The 15,625-nt window shown below is 68.5% G+C and carries 16 protein-coding genes and 2 tRNA genes; 15 read left to right on the top strand and 3 right to left on the bottom strand.

Annotated features, from left to right (window positions below):
• Window positions 1–150: 150 nt before the first annotated feature.
• A complete protein-coding gene (locus tag ACZ6O0_RS23070) occupies window positions 151–936 on the bottom strand; it encodes a M23 family metallopeptidase (RefSeq protein WP_465767002.1) in 786 nt (261 codons plus the stop codon).
• A 428-nt stretch (window positions 937–1,364) separates the two neighbouring features.
• Between ACZ6O0_RS23070 and ACZ6O0_RS23065 the strand changes: the two genes are divergently transcribed.
• From ACZ6O0_RS23065 to ACZ6O0_RS23010, 12 genes are all read left to right on the top strand, one after another.
• Window positions 1,365–1,478: a putative leader peptide gene (locus tag ACZ6O0_RS23065; RefSeq protein WP_360364257.1), complete on the top strand. Its 114-nt coding sequence runs from the start codon at window positions 1,365–1,367 to the stop codon at window positions 1,476–1,478.
• Window positions 1,479–1,573: 95 nt separating this feature from the next.
• Window positions 1,574–2,467, top strand: coding sequence for an amino acid ABC transporter permease (locus ACZ6O0_RS23060; RefSeq protein WP_465767001.1), 894 nt, complete (start codon window positions 1,574–1,576; stop codon window positions 2,465–2,467).
• Complete coding sequence (locus ACZ6O0_RS23055; protein WP_465767000.1) at window positions 2,464–3,216, top strand: amino acid ABC transporter ATP-binding protein; 753 nt, start codon at window positions 2,464–2,466, stop codon at window positions 3,214–3,216. Before ACZ6O0_RS23060 ends, ACZ6O0_RS23055 begins: the two co-directional genes overlap by 4 nt.
• Window positions 3,217–3,220: 4 nt before the next feature.
• Window positions 3,221–4,168 (top strand): ABC transporter substrate-binding protein, encoded by a 948-nt coding sequence (locus tag ACZ6O0_RS23050; protein ID WP_465766999.1) that lies wholly within the window; start codon window positions 3,221–3,223, stop codon window positions 4,166–4,168.
• 9 nt (window positions 4,169–4,177) lie between these two features.
• Window positions 4,178–5,191 (top strand): ABC transporter substrate-binding protein, encoded by a 1,014-nt coding sequence (locus ACZ6O0_RS23045; RefSeq protein ID WP_465766998.1) that lies wholly within the window; start codon window positions 4,178–4,180, stop codon window positions 5,189–5,191.
• Between the two features lie 8 nt (window positions 5,192–5,199).
• Window positions 5,200–6,255 (top strand): NADPH-dependent FMN reductase, encoded by a 1,056-nt coding sequence (gene ssuE / locus ACZ6O0_RS23040; RefSeq protein ID WP_465766997.1) that lies wholly within the window; start codon window positions 5,200–5,202, stop codon window positions 6,253–6,255.
• Window positions 6,252–7,331, top strand: coding sequence for an LLM class flavin-dependent oxidoreductase (locus tag ACZ6O0_RS23035; RefSeq protein ID WP_465766996.1), 1,080 nt, complete (start codon window positions 6,252–6,254; stop codon window positions 7,329–7,331). The genes ssuE and ACZ6O0_RS23035 overlap by 4 nt, the downstream gene beginning before the upstream one ends.
• Complete coding sequence (locus tag ACZ6O0_RS23030) at window positions 7,328–8,644, top strand: NtaA/DmoA family FMN-dependent monooxygenase (protein WP_465766995.1); 1,317 nt, start codon at window positions 7,328–7,330, stop codon at window positions 8,642–8,644. The genes ACZ6O0_RS23035 and ACZ6O0_RS23030 overlap by 4 nt, the downstream gene beginning before the upstream one ends.
• On the top strand, window positions 8,641–10,557 hold the full coding sequence (locus tag ACZ6O0_RS23025) for an FAD/NAD(P)-binding protein (RefSeq protein WP_465766994.1): 1,917 nt from the start codon (window positions 8,641–8,643) through the stop codon (window positions 10,555–10,557). The genes ACZ6O0_RS23030 and ACZ6O0_RS23025 overlap by 4 nt, the downstream gene beginning before the upstream one ends.
• Window positions 10,547–11,635, top strand: a complete 1,089-nt coding sequence (locus tag ACZ6O0_RS23020; protein ID WP_465766993.1) for an LLM class flavin-dependent oxidoreductase — start codon at window positions 10,547–10,549, stop codon at window positions 11,633–11,635. Before ACZ6O0_RS23025 ends, ACZ6O0_RS23020 begins: the two co-directional genes overlap by 11 nt.
• Window positions 11,632–12,411 (top strand): DUF1684 domain-containing protein, encoded by a 780-nt coding sequence (locus ACZ6O0_RS23015; RefSeq protein WP_465766992.1) that lies wholly within the window; start codon window positions 11,632–11,634, stop codon window positions 12,409–12,411. Before ACZ6O0_RS23020 ends, ACZ6O0_RS23015 begins: the two co-directional genes overlap by 4 nt.
• A complete protein-coding gene (locus tag ACZ6O0_RS23010) occupies window positions 12,408–13,451 on the top strand; it encodes an LLM class flavin-dependent oxidoreductase (RefSeq protein ID WP_465766991.1) in 1,044 nt (347 codons plus the stop codon). Before ACZ6O0_RS23015 ends, ACZ6O0_RS23010 begins: the two co-directional genes overlap by 4 nt.
• On the opposite strand, the gene ACZ6O0_RS23005 is transcribed toward ACZ6O0_RS23010, so the two are convergent.
• Complete coding sequence (locus tag ACZ6O0_RS23005) at window positions 13,448–14,080, bottom strand: DUF899 family protein (protein WP_465766990.1); 633 nt, start codon at window positions 14,078–14,080, stop codon at window positions 13,448–13,450. The two genes, ACZ6O0_RS23010 and ACZ6O0_RS23005, sit on opposite strands and share 4 nt — an antisense overlap.
• A gap of 309 nt (window positions 14,081–14,389) precedes the next feature.
• On the opposite strand from ACZ6O0_RS23005, the gene ACZ6O0_RS23000 reads away from it, so the two are divergent.
• The 3 genes from ACZ6O0_RS23000 (at window position 14,390) to rpmG (ending at window position 14,820) form a co-directional block, all read left to right on the top strand.
• A tRNA-Thr gene (locus ACZ6O0_RS23000) sits at window positions 14,390–14,462 on the top strand.
• Between the two features lie 50 nt (window positions 14,463–14,512).
• Window positions 14,513–14,586 (top strand) — tRNA-Met (locus ACZ6O0_RS22995).
• Between the two features lie 66 nt (window positions 14,587–14,652).
• Window positions 14,653–14,820, top strand: a complete 168-nt coding sequence (gene rpmG / locus ACZ6O0_RS22990; RefSeq protein WP_465766989.1) for a 50S ribosomal protein L33 — start codon at window positions 14,653–14,655, stop codon at window positions 14,818–14,820.
• Between the two features lie 57 nt (window positions 14,821–14,877).
• On the opposite strand, the gene ACZ6O0_RS22985 is transcribed toward rpmG, so the two are convergent.
• On the bottom strand, window positions 14,878–15,624 hold the full coding sequence (locus ACZ6O0_RS22985; RefSeq protein WP_465766988.1) for a (2Fe-2S)-binding protein: 747 nt from the start codon (window positions 15,622–15,624) through the stop codon (window positions 14,878–14,880).
• Between the last annotated feature and the right edge of the window lies 1 nt (window position 15,625).

Here is a 15,625-nt window from a genome sequence, read left to right as displayed (position 1 = left end):
GCATCAGGGGAGGCCTAGGTTTCCCGCGGTCGACGGGCGCGGAGTTCGCCGGGCTGTTTCGCGCCGCGGATCACGTCGTACTGGAAGGCGCCGCGCATCACCCGTGGATGGATGAGCGCGACGCCTTCGTGTCCGCGGTGGGTGGGTTCGTTACGGGTTGAGACCGTGCTTGCGGAGCCAGGGCTCCGGGTCGATCGGGGAGCCGCCGCCGGGCAGGACCTCGAAGTGGACGTGCGGTCCGGTGGTGTTACCGGTCATGCCGATCGCGCCAACCTTCGTGCCGGCCTCGACGGTGTCGCCGACCGAGACGTCGAACTCGGACATGTGGCTGTACGACGTGACCGTGCCGTCGGCGTGCCGGACCTTCACCTGGCGACCGTACGCGCCTTCGAAGTCGGCCTGGATGACCTCGCCGGCCATCACCGAGCGCACCGGCGTACCCATCGGGGCGGCGAAGTCGAGGCCGGTGTGGTTGTGAGCCCAGCGGCCGCCGGTCTGGTTGAAGCGGGCGGTCAGGTGGTAGCCGGTGGTCGGCAGCACGATCTTCGGCGCGGCCTTGGCCTTCGCGATCGCGGCCGCCTTCGCCGCGGCGAGCGCCTTGGCCTGGGCGGCGGCCTTCTTGGCGGCGGCCGCCTTCGCCGCGGACAGGGCCAGGGCCCGGCGCTGGGTCAGCGTCGCGTTCGCGTTCAGCTGGGCGGCGCGCTGCTTCGCGACCTGGTCGGCCTGCGTCTTGCGGGACGCCGCCAGGCCGAGGTCGATCCGGGACGCGTCGCGGGAGCCGAGGTCGCGTCGGTCGATGCGGGCCGCGGTCAGCGCGCTGGCCTGTGAGGGGCTCAGTCCAGTGCTGCTGGCGACGGACGGTCCGGTCGCGGACGAGGTGACTCCGACGGCGGTGGTGCCGGCCGCGGCGGCCAGAGCGGCGGTCAGGCCGATCAACTGCTTGCGGCGTCCGGCACCTCGGCGGGACGAACGATGCTTGGCTGCCCGACGCGGCGCAGCCGAACGGAGTGCCGGCCGTTCTGCAGCCGGCACGTCATGGTGAGGGGGCACGGGAGGGAAACCTTCCAGGGAGGGGCGGCCGCCGTTGAGGGGGTACGGCGACTCATCGACCATAACGAGGAGGTCACAGGCGCTCAAACGTCGATGGCGGCCAGATCAACAAAATCGCACACAGACCGTGAAGGCGCCCTGCCGCCGCGTGCGCGCTCAGGCGTGAATCGAACCCGTGGGTAGTTGAATCCGGGCGTGACGCGGATCACCCGGCGAATCCCGCCGGGCAGGCCCCCGGGACCGGTATAAGCCGTCCACATAATGAGAGCTTTGTCGACCAAGTTACTAATCTTTCAACCCCGGCTCATACTGAGATGACCGAGCCGATTCAGGGCCTAAAGGAGGAGACGGAGATGACGCGCAAGCCGCCGTACTACCGCCTCCACATCGACCTTCTCCGGGTCTCCAGCGCGCTCTGTCTGCGCTGAGCGAAGCCCCCTCTCGCACCGTCTGACGGCGTCCGGTCCCGGACGTCTGCCGCGCCGTGCCCGCGAAGCCTGCCCTACCGCCAGGGAGAACCACTGTGTCGACCACCTCAGTCACGTCCGCACCGGGAACCTCCGGACCACCGCAGTACGCCGTACCGCCCGATGCCGACCTGCCCGTCGTCGCCCGGCGCCATCCGTGGCGCTGGGTCGGGGTCGGGATCGTCCTTGTCCTGCTGGCGATGTTCGTCCACGGGCTTGTCACGAACCCGGGCTGGGACTGGCCGACGTTCTTCCAGTTCTTCGCCACCCGGACGATCTTCTCCGCGTTGTGGGTGACCGTGCAGCTGACCGTCTACGGCACCGTGCTCGGGTTCGTCCTCGGTGCGGTGCTGGCGTCGATGCGCCTGTCCAGCAGCCCGTTCCTGCAAGTAGTTGCCTGGAGCTACATCTGGGCGTTCCGCTCGATCCCGTTGATCGTGCAGCTGCTGTTCTGGTTCAACATCGCCTACCTGTACCAGGAGCTGAGCCTCGGGATCCCGTTCGGCCCGGAGTTCGTGCACTTCAGCACGAACAACCTGTTCGGCCCGCTCGGTGCCGCCGTGCTCGGCCTTGCGTTGCACCAGGCCGCGTACGCCGCCGAGATCATCCGCGGCGGCATCATCTCGGTCGACGCCGGCCAGGTCGAAGCCGCCTCGGCACTGGGGATCCCGAAGGTCCGTCAGTTCTTCCGGATCGTGCTGCCGCAGGCGATGCGATCGATCCTGCCGAACGGCGCGAACGAGGTGATCAGCCTGTTCAAGGGCACCTCGATCGTCTCGGTGATGGCGATCCCGGAGCTCTTCTACCAGGTCCAGGTGATCTACGGCCGCAACAGCCGGGTCGTCCCGCTGCTGATGGTGGCGACGGTCTGGTACATCGTCCTGACCACGCTGCTGTCGATCGTGCAGTACTACGTCGAACGCCGTTTCGCCCGCGGGACGACCCGATGATCGACGTCAAGGGTGTGCACAAGAGCTTCGGGGACCTCGAGGTCCTGAAGGGTGTCGACCTCGAGGTGGCGGCCGGCACGGTGACCGTGATCCTCGGACCGTCCGGATCGGGGAAGTCGACCCTGCTGCGGTCGATCAACCATCTGGAGAAGGTGGATCGCGGGCTGATCCGGATCGACGGCGAGCTGATGGGCTACCGGCGGCGCGGCAACAAGCTGCACGAGCTGCGCGAGCGGGACATCCTGCGGCAGCGGTCGCAGGTCGGGTTCGTCTTCCAGAACTTCAACCTGTTCGGGCATCTGACCGCATTGCAGAACGTGGTCGAGGCGCCGGTGTCCGCGCAAGGGCGCAAGCGCAGTGAGGTCGAGCCGGTCGCGCGGGAGCTGCTGGAGCGGGTCGGCGTCGGCGACAAGGCCGACGCGTACCCGCGCCAGCTGTCCGGTGGTCAGCAGCAGCGCGTCGCGATCGCGCGGGCGCTGGCGTTGCGGCCGAAGGTACTGCTGTTCGACGAGCCCACCAGCGCGCTCGATCCCGAGCTGGTCGGCGAGGTCCTCGACGTGATCAAGGAGCTCGCCGCCGACGGCGCCACGATGGTCGTCGTCACCCACGAGATCGGCTTCGCCCGGGAGATCGCCGACACGGTGGTCTTCATCGACGGCGGCCGGATCGTCGAGTCGGGTCCACCCCACGAGGTGCTCGACAACCCTGTCCACGAGCGCACTCGCGCCTTCATCTCCAAGGTTCTCTGACCTCATGAAAAAGACTCCATTGATCGCTGTTGCCGGCCTGCTGCTGCTCGCGCTGGCCGGGTGCGGCGCCGAGCCACAGGCCACTGCGGCCACCGACACCGGTGTGAACACCTCCGCCGATCAGAACCGGGTCACGACCACGAAGAACGACGCCGCGGCCGCCTTGCTGCCCGCCAAGGTCCGCGACCGCGGCACCTTGATCGTCGGCGGCGGATTCGGCAGCGGGAGCGTGCCGCTCGGATTCCTTGCCGATGACAACAAGACGCCGATCGGCCTCGAGGTCGACATCGCCTACCTGGTCGCCGAGGCGCTCGGTCTGAAACCCGATATCCAGGTGACCAGCTGGGAGAACCTGTTCATCGGGATCGACTCGGGCAAGCACGACGTCGGGTTCTCGAACATCACCGTGACCGAGAAGCGCAAGCAGAAGTACGACTTCGCCACCTACCGCAAGGACGACATCGCGTTCGAGGCGAAGAAGGGCGGCAGCTGGAGGGTCACCGGCGGGAAGGACGTGGCCGGGAAGACGATCGCGGTCGGCTCCGGGACGAACCAGGAGAAGATCCTGGTCGACTGGAACGAGGCGAACGTCAAGGCCGGGTTGCCGGCGGCGACGATCAAGTACTTCCAGAACCAGTCGGACACCTATCTGGCGCTGAGTTCCGGCCGGATCGACGCCTATCTCGGGCCGAACCCATCGATCGCGTACCACGTGAAGACGTCCGGCCAGACCGAGACGATCGGCAAGTTCTCCGGCGCCGGGCCGACGCTGCAGGGCCTGATCGCGGCGACGACGAAGAAGGACAACGGCCTGGTCAAGGCGTACCAGGCAGCGCTGAACGCGGTGATCGCGGACGGCAGTTACGCGAAGGTGCTGGCCCGCTGGAACGTCTCCAACGAGGCGGTCACCACCTCCGAGATCAACCCGCCCGGCCTCCCACTCACGAGCTGAGGAACAGATATGAGACAACGCTGGAACCTGTTGGCCGCCCCCGCGGGGCGGGGTGGGGTGTGGAGGCGAGGCAGCGGTCTCGCCGTGGTCGCCTTGCTGGCGCTCGCCGCGTGTGCCGATCCGCAGACGAAGGCCTCATCTACCACCGGTGATGCGTCGGTGGTGGCTTTTGACACTTCGGCGAAGCAGGAGCATGTGACGTCCCCGAAGGTGGACAGTATTGCCGCCGAGTTGCCGGCCGCCGTCCGGGACAGCGGGACGCTTGTCGTCGGCAACGGATCGGCCGGGGGCGGGTTGCCGCCGTTGGGGTTCACGGCGGATGACAACAAGACGCCGATCGGCGTGGAGATCGACATCGCCTACCTGGTCGCGAGTGTGCTCGGGCTGAAGCCGGAGATCGAGACCACCAGTTGGGAGAACCTGTTCCTCGGGCTGGACTCCGGGAAGTACCAGGTCGGTATCTCCAACATCGGGGTGTCCGAGCTGCGCAAGGAGAAGTACGACTTCGCGACGTACCGGCTCGGGTTGCACGCGTTCGAGGCGAAGAAGGGTTCGGGCCTGAAGGTCACCGGCCCGGCCGACATCGCAGGCAAGACCGTCGCAGTCAGCTCCGGCACGCTCCAGGAGGCGATCCTGGTCGACTGGAACAAGCAGAACGTCGCGGCCGGCCGCAAGCCCGCGAACCTCAAGTACTACCAGCAGGCCTCGGACACCTACCTCGCGCTCGAGTCCGGTCGCATCGACCTCTACCTCGGGCCGAACCCGAACGCCTCGTACCACGTCGCCACCCAGGACAAGACCGAGATCGTCGGCACAGTGTCGTCCAGCTACCCGGTCCAGGGCCTGGTGGGCATCACCACGAAGAAGGACAACGGCCTGGTCAAGCCGCTCGCCGACGCGCTCAACGCCGCGATCGCGGACGGCAGCTACGCGAAGGTCCTGAAGAAGTGGGGCCTGGAGGACGAAGCCGTGCCGAAGTCCCTCGTGAATCCGCCCGGCCTCCCCAAGGACAAGCAGAAGTAGGAGAACGCATGTCGATCATCGCAACGATCTCCAGCAGTCCGTCCGTACCGTCGCGCACGGACGCGGTTCTCGACTATGTCACCAAGCGCTTGATCAGCCACGGTCACGAGGTCACCCCGATCGTGCTCCGCGACCTCCCGGCCGAGCCGTTGCTGCGCGGTCGCGCCGACGACCCGGAGATCGCCGCCGCGGCCGGCGTACTCGCTGCCGCCGACGCCGTCGTGGTCACCACTCCGGTCTACAAGGCGGCGTACTCCGGTCTGCTCAAGGTGTTCCTCGATCTGCTGCCGCAGTACGCCTTGAAGGGCAAGACCGTGTTGCCGTTGGCAACGGGTGGTACGCCGGCGCACGTGCTGGTGATCGACTACGCGCTGCGGCCGGTGCTGACCAGCCTCGGTGCCGGCGCGATCGGCCAGGGCTGGTTCGTGTTGTCGTCGCACATCAGGTTGTACGACGGGGGCGGGTTGCTCCTGGATCCGGTGGCGTCGGTGCCGCTCTACCAAGTGACCGAGGCGTTCCTGGCCACGGTCGAGGGCAGTCAGCCGGTGGAGAGTACGCCGGTCCAGCTCGCTGGGGTCGAGGCGGTGCGCGCTCGCCCGGAGGACCCGGAAGCCGCGCCGCTGCTGGCGGATCTGGTCGTCGAGTACAGCTCCCGCTACGGGCGGACCAACGAGAACACCCAGCTCACCGAGGTCCCGCCGAGCGACTTCCACGCCGAGCGGGGTGGTGCGTTCGTACTGCTGAGGTCCAGCGGCCAGACGGTGGCCGGTGGTGCGATCCGTCGGTACGACGACGAGACCGCGGAGGTGAAGCGGATGTGGACCTCGCATCTGCATCGGCGTCAGGGGTTGGGGCGCCGGGTGCTGGCCGAGTTGGAGGCGGCTGCGCTCGACCTCGGTTATCGGCGTCTGTTCCTGACCACCGGGCCGCGGCAGCCGGAGGCGGCTGGGTTGTATCTGGCGGCCGGTTTCCAGCCGCAGTTCGACACCGAGGCGGATCCGGAGTCGATCGGGCCGCTGCCGTTCACGAAGGATCTGCCGGTCGCGTTGAAGGTGGCGTCATGAGCCGGCGGTTGATCACGGCGATCGAGATCGATGGAGCCGGCGGACATCCAGGTGCCTGGCGTGGGGCCGAGGTGGACCCGGCAGCGATCCTGACCGGTGAACTCGCGCTACGGGCGGTCCAGCGGGCCGAGGCGGCTGGGGTCGATCTGGCTACTTTCACGGACACGCTCGAGGCGCCGGCCGACGTACCCGAGCAGGTCAGTGTGCGGCTGGACGCTCTCGGCCTGGCCGCGCGCATCGCGCCCGCGACGGTCCGCATCGGGTTGCTCCCCACCATCACGGTCACTCACACCGAGCCGTTCCACGTCCAGGCATCCGTCGCCACGCTGGACTACGTCTCGTCCGGCCGTGGCGGTTGGGTCACCGACGTCTCCACCTCCGCCGAGGCCGCCGCGGTGATCGGCCGCCGCGACCCGGCACCGGCCGCGGACACCTGGCGCGAGGCCCGGTACGTCGTCGACGTGAGCCGCCACCTCTGGGACTCGTGGGAAGACGACGCCATCATCCGCGACGCCACCACCGGCCGCTTCATCGACCGAACCCGAATCCACTACGTCGACTACCAATCGCCGACCTTCACCATCAAGGGCCCCTCGATCGTCCCCCGCCCACCCCAAGGCCACCCGATCACGGCGGTACGGGTGAACGGATCCGAGGCCCTGGAGGCAGCAGCCGAAGCCGACCTCGTGCTGCTTCCGGGAACCGACGAGTTGGCCGCTCGACTGGCTGCTGTCCGTTCACTTGGTGCTGCGCAGGTTCTGGTGTCGGTCGGTGTGTTGCTGGATGAGGACTCGGTTGCCGCGGCACGGCGGGCCGACGGCGCGACCCACCTTGACTACATCGGAGGAGTTGAGCGGTTGGCTGACCTGATTGGGGAGTGGAACGCGGCCGGGGTGGATGGGGTGCATCTGCGGCCTGCGTCGTTGGAGGTTGATGTGCCAGTGATCGCGGAGCGGTTGGTGCCGTTGCTGAGGGCACGGAAGTTGGTGGGGCCGGTGGAGCGGGCCGCGACGTTGCGGGCGCGGCTCGGGCTGCGGCGACCGGAGAGCAGGTTTGCGAACGGGAGTGCGCGATGACCAAGCAGATTCATCTGGCGGCGCACTTCCCGGGCGTGAACAACACGACGGTGTGGTCGGACCCGGAGTCGGGGTCGCAGATCGACTTCGCGTCGTTCAGGCATCTGGCGGAGACGGCCGAGCGCGGGACCTTCGACTTCTTCTTCCTGGCCGAGGGACTACGGCTGCGCGAGGTGAAGGGGAAGATCCACGACCTGGACGTCGTCGGCCGCCCGGAGTCCTTGACCGTCCTGAGTGCGCTGGCCGCCGTCACCACCCACCTCGGCCTCGCGGCGACGGTGAACTCGACGTTCAACGAGCCGTACGAACTGGCCAAGCGGCTGTCCACCCTCGACCACCTCTCCGGCGGCCGGGCGGCCTGGAACGTCGTCACCTCCTGGGATGCCTTCACCGGGGAGAACTTCCGCCGCGGCGGGTACCTGGACAAGGCCGACCGCTACGTCCGCGCGCAGGAGTCGCTGCGGATCGTGCGGAAACTCTGGGACTCCTGGAGCGAGGACGACCTGGTCCTGGCCCAGGCGGCCGGTGTGTTCGCCCGCGAAGGCGCTGGGGCCTTCGCGGACGAAGGCACTCACTTCGACCTGCGCGGCCGGTTCGGTCTGCCGCCGTCACCGCAGGGCCGGCCGGTGATCATCCAGGCCGGTGACAGCGACCAGGGCCGGGAGTTCGCGGCCGCGAGCGCGGACGTGATCTTCAGCCGGCACGGGACGTTCGAGGCCGGGCAGACCTTCTACAAGGACGTGAAGGCGCGACTGGCTCGCTACGGCCGGACCGAGGAGTCGCTGAAGATCATGCCCGCGGTGACGGTCGTGGTCGCCGACACCGACGCCGAGGCGATCGAGAAGGCCGCCCACATCCGCGAGCAACAGGTCTCCGGCCCGACAGCGCTCGTACTCGCGGAACTCCTCTGGGGGCGCGATCTCTCGTCGTACGACCCCGACGGCCCGTTGCCCGCCGAGGATCCCGTCGTCGGCTCAACGGTCACGCAAGGCCGCGTCGGCTACAACGACCCCGCCCCGATCGTCGCGGAGTGGCGAGCGCAGTCCGAGGCCAACGGCTGGTCCCTCCGCGAAACCGTCATCAACCAGCAGAACCGGCAGACCTTCATCGGCTCCCCGGCCACGGTCGCCGAAGCGATCAACCGCCACGTCCAGGAAGACGCCGCCGACGGCTTCGTCCTGGTCCCGCACCTCACTCCCGGCGGCCTCGACGACTTCGTCGACCGGGTCGTCCCGCTCCTGCGTGAGCGCGGCGTCTTCCGTACCGAGTACGACGGTACGACGCTCCGCTCACACCTCGGGCTGGACACATGACCGCGCACCTCCGCTCGGTGGACCCGAGAGCGCCGCGCACTCCATCAACCACTGAGCAACCGGCGTCCGTCGTCTTCGTCGGCGGCGGACCACGGACCGTCGGTCTGCTCGAGCGGTTCGCCGCCAGTGCGGACGAGTTGCTCGGCGGCCGGCCGGTCGACGTCCACGTGGTGGATCCGTACCCGGCGGGTGGCGGACGGATCTGGCGGCGGGAGCAGTCGCGCTTGTTGTGGATGAACTCGATGACGTCCGACGTCACGATCTTCACCGACGAGTCCGTGGAGTGTGCGGGACCGATCGTCGCGGGCCCGGATCTGGCGACCTGGGCCGCCGGTGAAGGCGCCGTGATCCTGGAGAAGGCGGGGCTCGAGCTTCCGGGGCCGATGGACTTCCCACCGCGGCTGGTCCAGGCGGAGTACCTGGCCTGGGTCTGGGAGCGCGTCGTCCGGGACCTGCCCGCGACCGTCACCACGCACCTGGAGCGGGCGGTGGAGCTGACCGCGGACCATCGGGTGATCCTTGCGTCGGGCAAGGAGATCGCGGCCGACGTCGTGGTGCTTGCCCTCGGCTACCTGGATCGGTTGCCGACGGCATCGGAGGCGGCGTGGGCCGCGCAGGCGGCGGACGCCGGCCTGACCTACCTCCCGCCCGGGTACACCGCCGATGTCGATCTCGACGAGCTGTGGCCGGCAGAGAACGTCATCGTCCGCGGCTTCGGTCAGGCCTTCGTCGACCTGATGGTGCTGCTGACCGAGGGCCGCGGCGGGTGGTACGACGCGTGCGACGGCGTCCTCACCTACCACCCGTCCGGCGACGAGCCCACCCTGTACGTCGGTTCCCGCCGGGGCGTCCCGTATCACGCCAAACTCGGCTACACCGTGGCCGGCGCCAAGCCGGTGCCGACCCGCTACCTGACGAAGGCAGCCCTCGACGAACTCGGCGACGGCGTGCTGGATTTCCAGAGTCAGCTCGCCCCGCTGATCGACAAGGAACTGGCCTTCGCCCACTACCGGCAACTGTTCACCGCCCACCCCGAACGCACCCGGTGGACGTGGGAACGATTCGCCGAAGTACTCGACGAGTGGTCATCAGATGCCTTCGAGGCGGCGGTCGTGGATGCCGTTCCCGATCCGGCGGACCGGTTCGTGCGGTCCGAGGTCGATCGCCCGCTCGCGGGGCGGTTGTTCCCGGACCGGGAGCGGTTCGAGCGGTTCCTCACCGAGTTGATCGAGACAGACCTGCTGCGCCGGGCGGATCCGTCGTACTCGGCTGATCTGGCGGTCTTCAACGCCCTGCTCAGCATCTACAGCTTTCTGTCGGTCGCGATCACCGAGGGACGGCTGTCAGACGAGGACCGGGTCCGGCGGGTGGAGACCGAGTGGCACGGCTTCTTCTCCTTCGTCGCCAGCGGTCCGCCGCCACGCCGGCTGGAGGAGCTGCTCGCGCTGCACCGCGCCGGCATCGTCCGGTTCGCCGGCCCGGACCTGGAAGTTGCTATCGACAATGATCGTTTCGTTGCCCGCAGCCCAGGAGTAGCAGGGGAGATCCACGCCCGCGCGTTCGTCGAGGCCAGGCTGCCGCGTCCCGACGTACTCGCCAGCACGGATCCGTTGTTGCACGGTCTGTTGGAGGACGGCGTACTCGCGGCCGACGAATTGTTCGCCACGGACGGGACCAGCCTCGGCGGCGGTCAGCTCAAGGCGGACTCGCAGTGCCGGGCGATCCAGGCCGACGGCACCGTCCACCCGGCGCTGTTCCTGCTCGGTCCGTCGGTCTCCGGCTCGGCCGGGTCGTCCGGCTTCTCCCGCCCACACTTCAACGGTCCCGGCTTCCGGCAGAACGACGCGGTCGCCCGGCACCTGCTCAGCCTGCTCGCACCCACCGTACGGAAGGAAGAACGTCATGCCAGTTGAGTTCCTGGGGATCGCCGGAACCAACCCGGCCAGCGAGGTGACGCCGCGAACCGGCGGCCCGCTGGACCTGGAGTACACGACGAAGCTCGCCCGGGCCCACGAGGACAACGGGTGGGACCGGATCCTGTTCGCCTACCACTCGGGATCCCCGGATCCGGCCCAGGTCGCGGCGTACGTCGCCGGCCGGACCGAGCGGATCAACCTGGTCGTCGCGCACCGGCCGAACGTCGCCTACCCGACGCTGACCGCGAAGACGTTCGCGACCCTCGACCACATCAGCGGCGGCCGGTTCGAGGTGCACGTGATCACCGGCGGGTCGACCGCGGACCAAGCGGCCGAGGGTGACTTCCTGGCCAAGGACGACCGGTACGGGCGCACCCGCGAGTTCATCCAGATCCTCAAGCGGGCCTGGACGTCGGACCAGCGGTTCGACTTCACCGGCGAGCACTACCGGTTCGAGCAGTTCGTGGCCGACATCAAGCCGCTGCAGCAGCCGCGGCCGCGGATCTCGTTCGGTGGCTCGTCGGCCGCGGCGTACGCGGTCGGGGCCGCGGAGGCGGACATCTTCGCGCTGTGGGGTGAGCCGCTGGCCGGGACCCGGGAGCAGTTGTCGACGATCGACAAGGCGGCCGCCGAGGCCGGTCGCACGGACCGCCCGACGATCCAGATCGCCTTCCGGCCGATCCTCGCGCCGACCGAGGAACTGGCCTGGCAGAAGGCCGAGAGCATCCTGGGCCGGATCAAGGACGTTCAAGGGATTCGCTCGAGGAATCCGGAAAATGCAGGTTCTCAACGTCTTCTGAAGGCCGTGGCAGAAGGCGAGCGGCACGACCGCGCGCTCTGGACCGCACCGACCGGCCTGACCGGTGGCGGCGGCAACTCGACCGCCCTCGTCGGTACGCCGGACACCGTCGCGGCAGCGTTGCTCGACTACTACGACCTCGGCATCCGGATCTTCTCAGCCCGCGGCTACGACATCTACGACGACGCGATCGACTTCGGCCGCTCCGTGATCCCGCTGGTCCGATCCGAAGTCGCCCACCGGGAGCAGACCACGCGGAAGGACTTGGCCTCATGACCGTCATCACCGACCTCGACCAGGACTGGCAGACCTGGCACGCTGCCCGCGAGCAGGACCTGGACACCGACTACGGCTGGCTCTCCATCGTCGCCTTCGACTGGTTGCCCACAGCCCCTACCGCGCTGCACGGACTCCCCGGCCAATGGGAGGCCGACGAGGAACGCGCGTACGTCACGGCCGCCGGCGAGCTGACCCTCGGCGGCGAGCCGGTGTACGGCACGGTGTCGGCCAGCGTGCCGGAGGCGGGCTCACTCAGCTGGCTCCTGTACGGCGACCGCCTGGCCGAGCTCGTGCTGCGCGGCGGACGGTACGCCGTACGCCAGCGCGATCCGCGGGCGACGACCCGGCGCGAGTTCCGCGGGGTCCCGGCGTACCCGTTGGACGACGACTGGGTGGTTAAGGCGTACTACACGCCCTACGTCAAGCCGGAGCAGGTGGAGGTCTCGACCGCGCGGGACGACCTGCGCCAGCACGTGACCGCGGTCGGCACGGTCCACGTGGCGCTCGGCGGGGCGGCGTACGAGCTGGTGGCCACGGGTGCCGGCGGTGGGCGGCTGAATCTGTCGTTCCATGACAAGACGAACGGCGAGGAGACCGCTCCCTGGCGGACGGTGACCACTGGGGTGGTGGGGCGGGACGGGTCGGTGGTGATCGACTTCAACCGGACGATCAACCTGCCGTTCGCGTTCACGGCGTACGGGACCTGCCCGGCGCCGGTCGCGGGTAACCGGCTCGGCCTGCCGGTGACCGCGGGCGAGAAGAAGGTCCGATGAAGTTCTGTACCTACACGCTGATCGACAACTCACCGGATCCGATCAGCGGGGTGCAGCTCACGCCGTCCGAGCGGTTCCAGCACGTCGTACGGCAGGCGCAGTGGGCGGAGGAGCTCGGGTTCGACGCGTACGGCGTGGGGGAGCGGCACGCGCAGCGCTTCATCTCGTCGTCCCCACCGGTGGTGCTGTCGTACATCGCCGCGGTCACGTCGCGGATCCGGTTGCTGACCACGGTCACCGTGCTGTCGCTGCTGGACCCGGTGCGGGTGGCCGAGGACTACGCGACGCTCGACCAGCTGTCGGGTGGGCGTCTCGACATCATCATCGGGAAGGGGAACGACCCGGACCAGAACGCGCTGTTCGGGTACGACCTGTACGGGCAGTGGGACCGGAACCGGGAGAAGTACGAGCTGCTCCGGCGGTTGCTGCGGGAGACCGGCGTCTCGTGGTCCGGGACGTACCGTCCGCCGCTGACGGACGCGACCACCCAGCCACGGCCGGTCCGCCCGGACGGCATCCCGTTGTGGCACGGCTCCGCGTCGTCGACCGAGTCCACCGAGCTCGCGGCCCGCTGGGGAGACCCACTGTTCTCGGCGAACGGCTTCCACCCGCTAGAGAAGTACGCCGGGCTGATCCGGCACTACCGCGAGCGCTGGGAGGCGTACGGGCGTGACCCGGCGGCTGCCGTGGTCGGGGCCGGGTTCAACGGGCTGTATGTGAAGAAGACCTCGCAGGAGGCGGTGGACGGGTACCGGCCGATCTTCGACGCGTTCATGGACTCGCCGGGAGCACGGCACAACCAGCTGCCGTTCCGGACCCTCGAGGAGTTCCTCGAGGGCGGTTCGGTGCTGGTCGGGTCGCCGGAGCAGGTGATCGACAAGTTCGGCCGGTACCAGGAGGCGTTCGGGCACGAGCTGTCCGGCATCTCCCTCGAGGTCCCCGGACTCCCCGAGGACGAGAACCGTGCCTCGGTGGAGACCTTCGTCACCGAGGTGATGCCGGCCCTGCGCTCGACCTACCCGAGCCGCGTCTGGACCTAGCCGTAGGTCGGGAACTGCGGCCAGCCCTCCGGGGAGTCCTCCCAGTCCTCCTGGCGGCCGTACGGCGCCAGGTCGAGCATGTTGTTGACGAACAGGATGCGGTCGACGCCGCGCTGGCCGGTGGAGTACGTGCGGTATACCTCGTCGCCGTCCCGGAGGAACAGGTTGAGGAGGAAGCCGCCGCCCGCGCCACAGTCGGCGGAGAACGTCGTACCGGCGGATGAGGCGAAGGGGACAGTCCAGCCCATCTTCTTCCAGTAGCCGGCCATCTGGTCGAGCGGCATGTCCGAGACCGTCGCCCACGCGACTCCGTTCCCGGACAGGCCCTCGAGGTCGGTGACCTGCTTGGTGAAGTGCGTGCAGCCCGGACAGAAGTGGTCCGGGCCGCTGTGCATGAACTGGTAGAGCGCGAGCTGCTGCTGGTCGCCGAACAGCTCCCGCAGCGTCACCGGCCCGTCCGTCGACTCGAACGTGTACTCCGCGAACCGCACCATCGGCAACCGCCGCCGCTGTGCCGCGATCCGGTCCTGTTCTCGCGTGGCCGCCTTCTCGGCGGTCAGCAACTCGGCGCGGGCTTTGTCCCACTCCTCGGCCGAGACGACCGGGGGCAGTGCCTTGCTGTCAGTCATGGGATGTCCTCTCTTCTGGTCCCTGACCGTACGACGAAGCCACGCGCCGAGTATCGACATCGATCACCCAGGAAACTCAGCCGCGGGCGATGGTCACTCCCTGTCGAGTGGCCGCCACCATGAGCTCAGGCGGGCATTTCACGGCCGTCTCACCGGCGTCATACGGCCGGCGCCGGACAAGGCGGAAAATTGGTCAGAAGCACTCCCGGGAACCGGTATGCTTTCCGGGACGGACTGAGGGGCCTGCAAGGTGCGGCCGGCTCGATTTCACATCGGGGCGGCGGACCGTGTAATCTCTCTCCTCGGCCCGCCCCTTTAGCTCAGTCGGCAGAGCGTCTCCATGGTAAGGAGAAGGTCTACGGTTCGATTCCGTAAAGGGGCTCTGAGCACGACATCTCACCCGGTCCGCCGGGTGGGGTGACGGACTCTCCCGGCGGGGTAGCTCAGGTGGTTAGAGCACACGGCTCATAATCGTGGTGTCGCGGGTTCGACTCCCGCCCCCGCTACCCACCAACGCAGTACTCGAGAGTGCGATCACCCAAGTTGCGCACTCCTGACAAGAAGAGGCAGCAGTGGCCAAGGCAACCGACATCCGCCCGAAGATCACGCTGGCGTGCACCGTCTGCAAGGAGCGCAACTACATCACCAAGAAGAACCGGCGTAACGACCCGGATCGTCTTGAGCTGAAGAAGTACTGCCACCGTTGCAACGACCACACCGACCACCGCGAGACCCGCTGACCTTCAGCATTCTTCGCGACGGCCGCTTCGGACACCGAAGCGGCCGTTTCGCTGTGTCTAGACGGTCAGGATCGGGCGCCCGCCTTCGTACGCGGTGAGACGCTCGTCACGCGGGGTCAGGCAGCACGAGCCGCAGACCGTGCCGCTGCCGGCCTCGCTCGTGTAGTAGAGGCAGCACGTGTTGCGGAGGTAGACGAGCTTGCCGGCGGCGGTCTCCACGTCGCCGAGCCGGGCCAGGCCGCCGGGCGCCTTGGCGGCGAACGTCTGCCAGCGCTCCAGTAGGTACGCCGAGTCGACGGTCTCCTGCTCGCGCGTCGCAGCGCAGAACCCCATCGCGCAACCGGCCGCCACTCCGCCGAGGAGTTGACGGAGACCGGCCCGCGTCCGGTGGTGCAGTTCGGCCGACAGTGGGAGCAGGTGCTTCCGGAGGACCACGTCGTACAGCGTCTCCAGACCGCCGGGGAGGAACCTGGCGGAGCGTACGGCGACCGCCGCGATGCCGTGCCCCTCGTGCGGCCGGACCCACAGGTTCTCCGGCCGGATGTCGAGGACCCGACCCTCCAGCGCCCAGAGCAGAAGCGCGGCGGCCGGTGCGCGACCGGCGTAGAACGACATCATGCTGAGCGCGTTCGCGTGCGCCGTCCGGTGACAGCTCGCCTCGTCGTCGCGCTTGAGCAACTCGGTCAGCTCGGGACTGCCCGGCTCCAGGATCCGATCCACCCGCAACCACTCGGAGCCCGTCGGCGCGCCGATCTCCAGCGCATACCTCGGCGCATACTTGGCCAGCTCAGCCACTGCCGTCACG

The organism is Kribbella sp. NPDC048837 (genome assembly GCF_055586945.1).
The sequence above is the reverse complement of the archived record's forward strand: the minus strand, read 5'-3'. Positions and strand labels throughout refer to the sequence as shown.

Coding starts and splice junctions, on each gene's coding strand:
- ACZ6O0_RS23035 (WP_465766996.1), top strand. CDS start 6,252: ATGAGCCGGCGGTTGATCACGGCGATCGAGATCGATGGAGCCGGCGGA.
- ACZ6O0_RS23045 (WP_465766998.1), top strand. CDS start 4,178: ATGAGACAACGCTGGAACCTGTTGGCCGCCCCCGCGGGGCGGGGTGGG.
- ACZ6O0_RS23005 (WP_465766990.1), bottom strand. CDS start 14,080: ATGACTGACAGCAAGGCACTGCCCCCGGTCGTCTCGGCCGAGGAGTGG.
- ACZ6O0_RS23010 (WP_465766991.1), top strand. CDS start 12,408: ATGAAGTTCTGTACCTACACGCTGATCGACAACTCACCGGATCCGATC.
- ACZ6O0_RS23055 (WP_465767000.1), top strand. CDS start 2,464: ATGATCGACGTCAAGGGTGTGCACAAGAGCTTCGGGGACCTCGAGGTC.
- ACZ6O0_RS23015 (WP_465766992.1), top strand. CDS start 11,632: ATGACCGTCATCACCGACCTCGACCAGGACTGGCAGACCTGGCACGCT.
- ACZ6O0_RS23025 (WP_465766994.1), top strand. CDS start 8,641: ATGACCGCGCACCTCCGCTCGGTGGACCCGAGAGCGCCGCGCACTCCA.
- ACZ6O0_RS23030 (WP_465766995.1), top strand. CDS start 7,328: ATGACCAAGCAGATTCATCTGGCGGCGCACTTCCCGGGCGTGAACAAC.
- ACZ6O0_RS23065 (WP_360364257.1), top strand. CDS start 1,365: ATGACCGAGCCGATTCAGGGCCTAAAGGAGGAGACGGAGATGACGCGC.
- ACZ6O0_RS23020 (WP_465766993.1), top strand. CDS start 10,547: ATGCCAGTTGAGTTCCTGGGGATCGCCGGAACCAACCCGGCCAGCGAG.
- ssuE (WP_465766997.1), top strand. CDS start 5,200: ATGTCGATCATCGCAACGATCTCCAGCAGTCCGTCCGTACCGTCGCGC.
- ACZ6O0_RS23050 (WP_465766999.1), top strand. CDS start 3,221: ATGAAAAAGACTCCATTGATCGCTGTTGCCGGCCTGCTGCTGCTCGCG.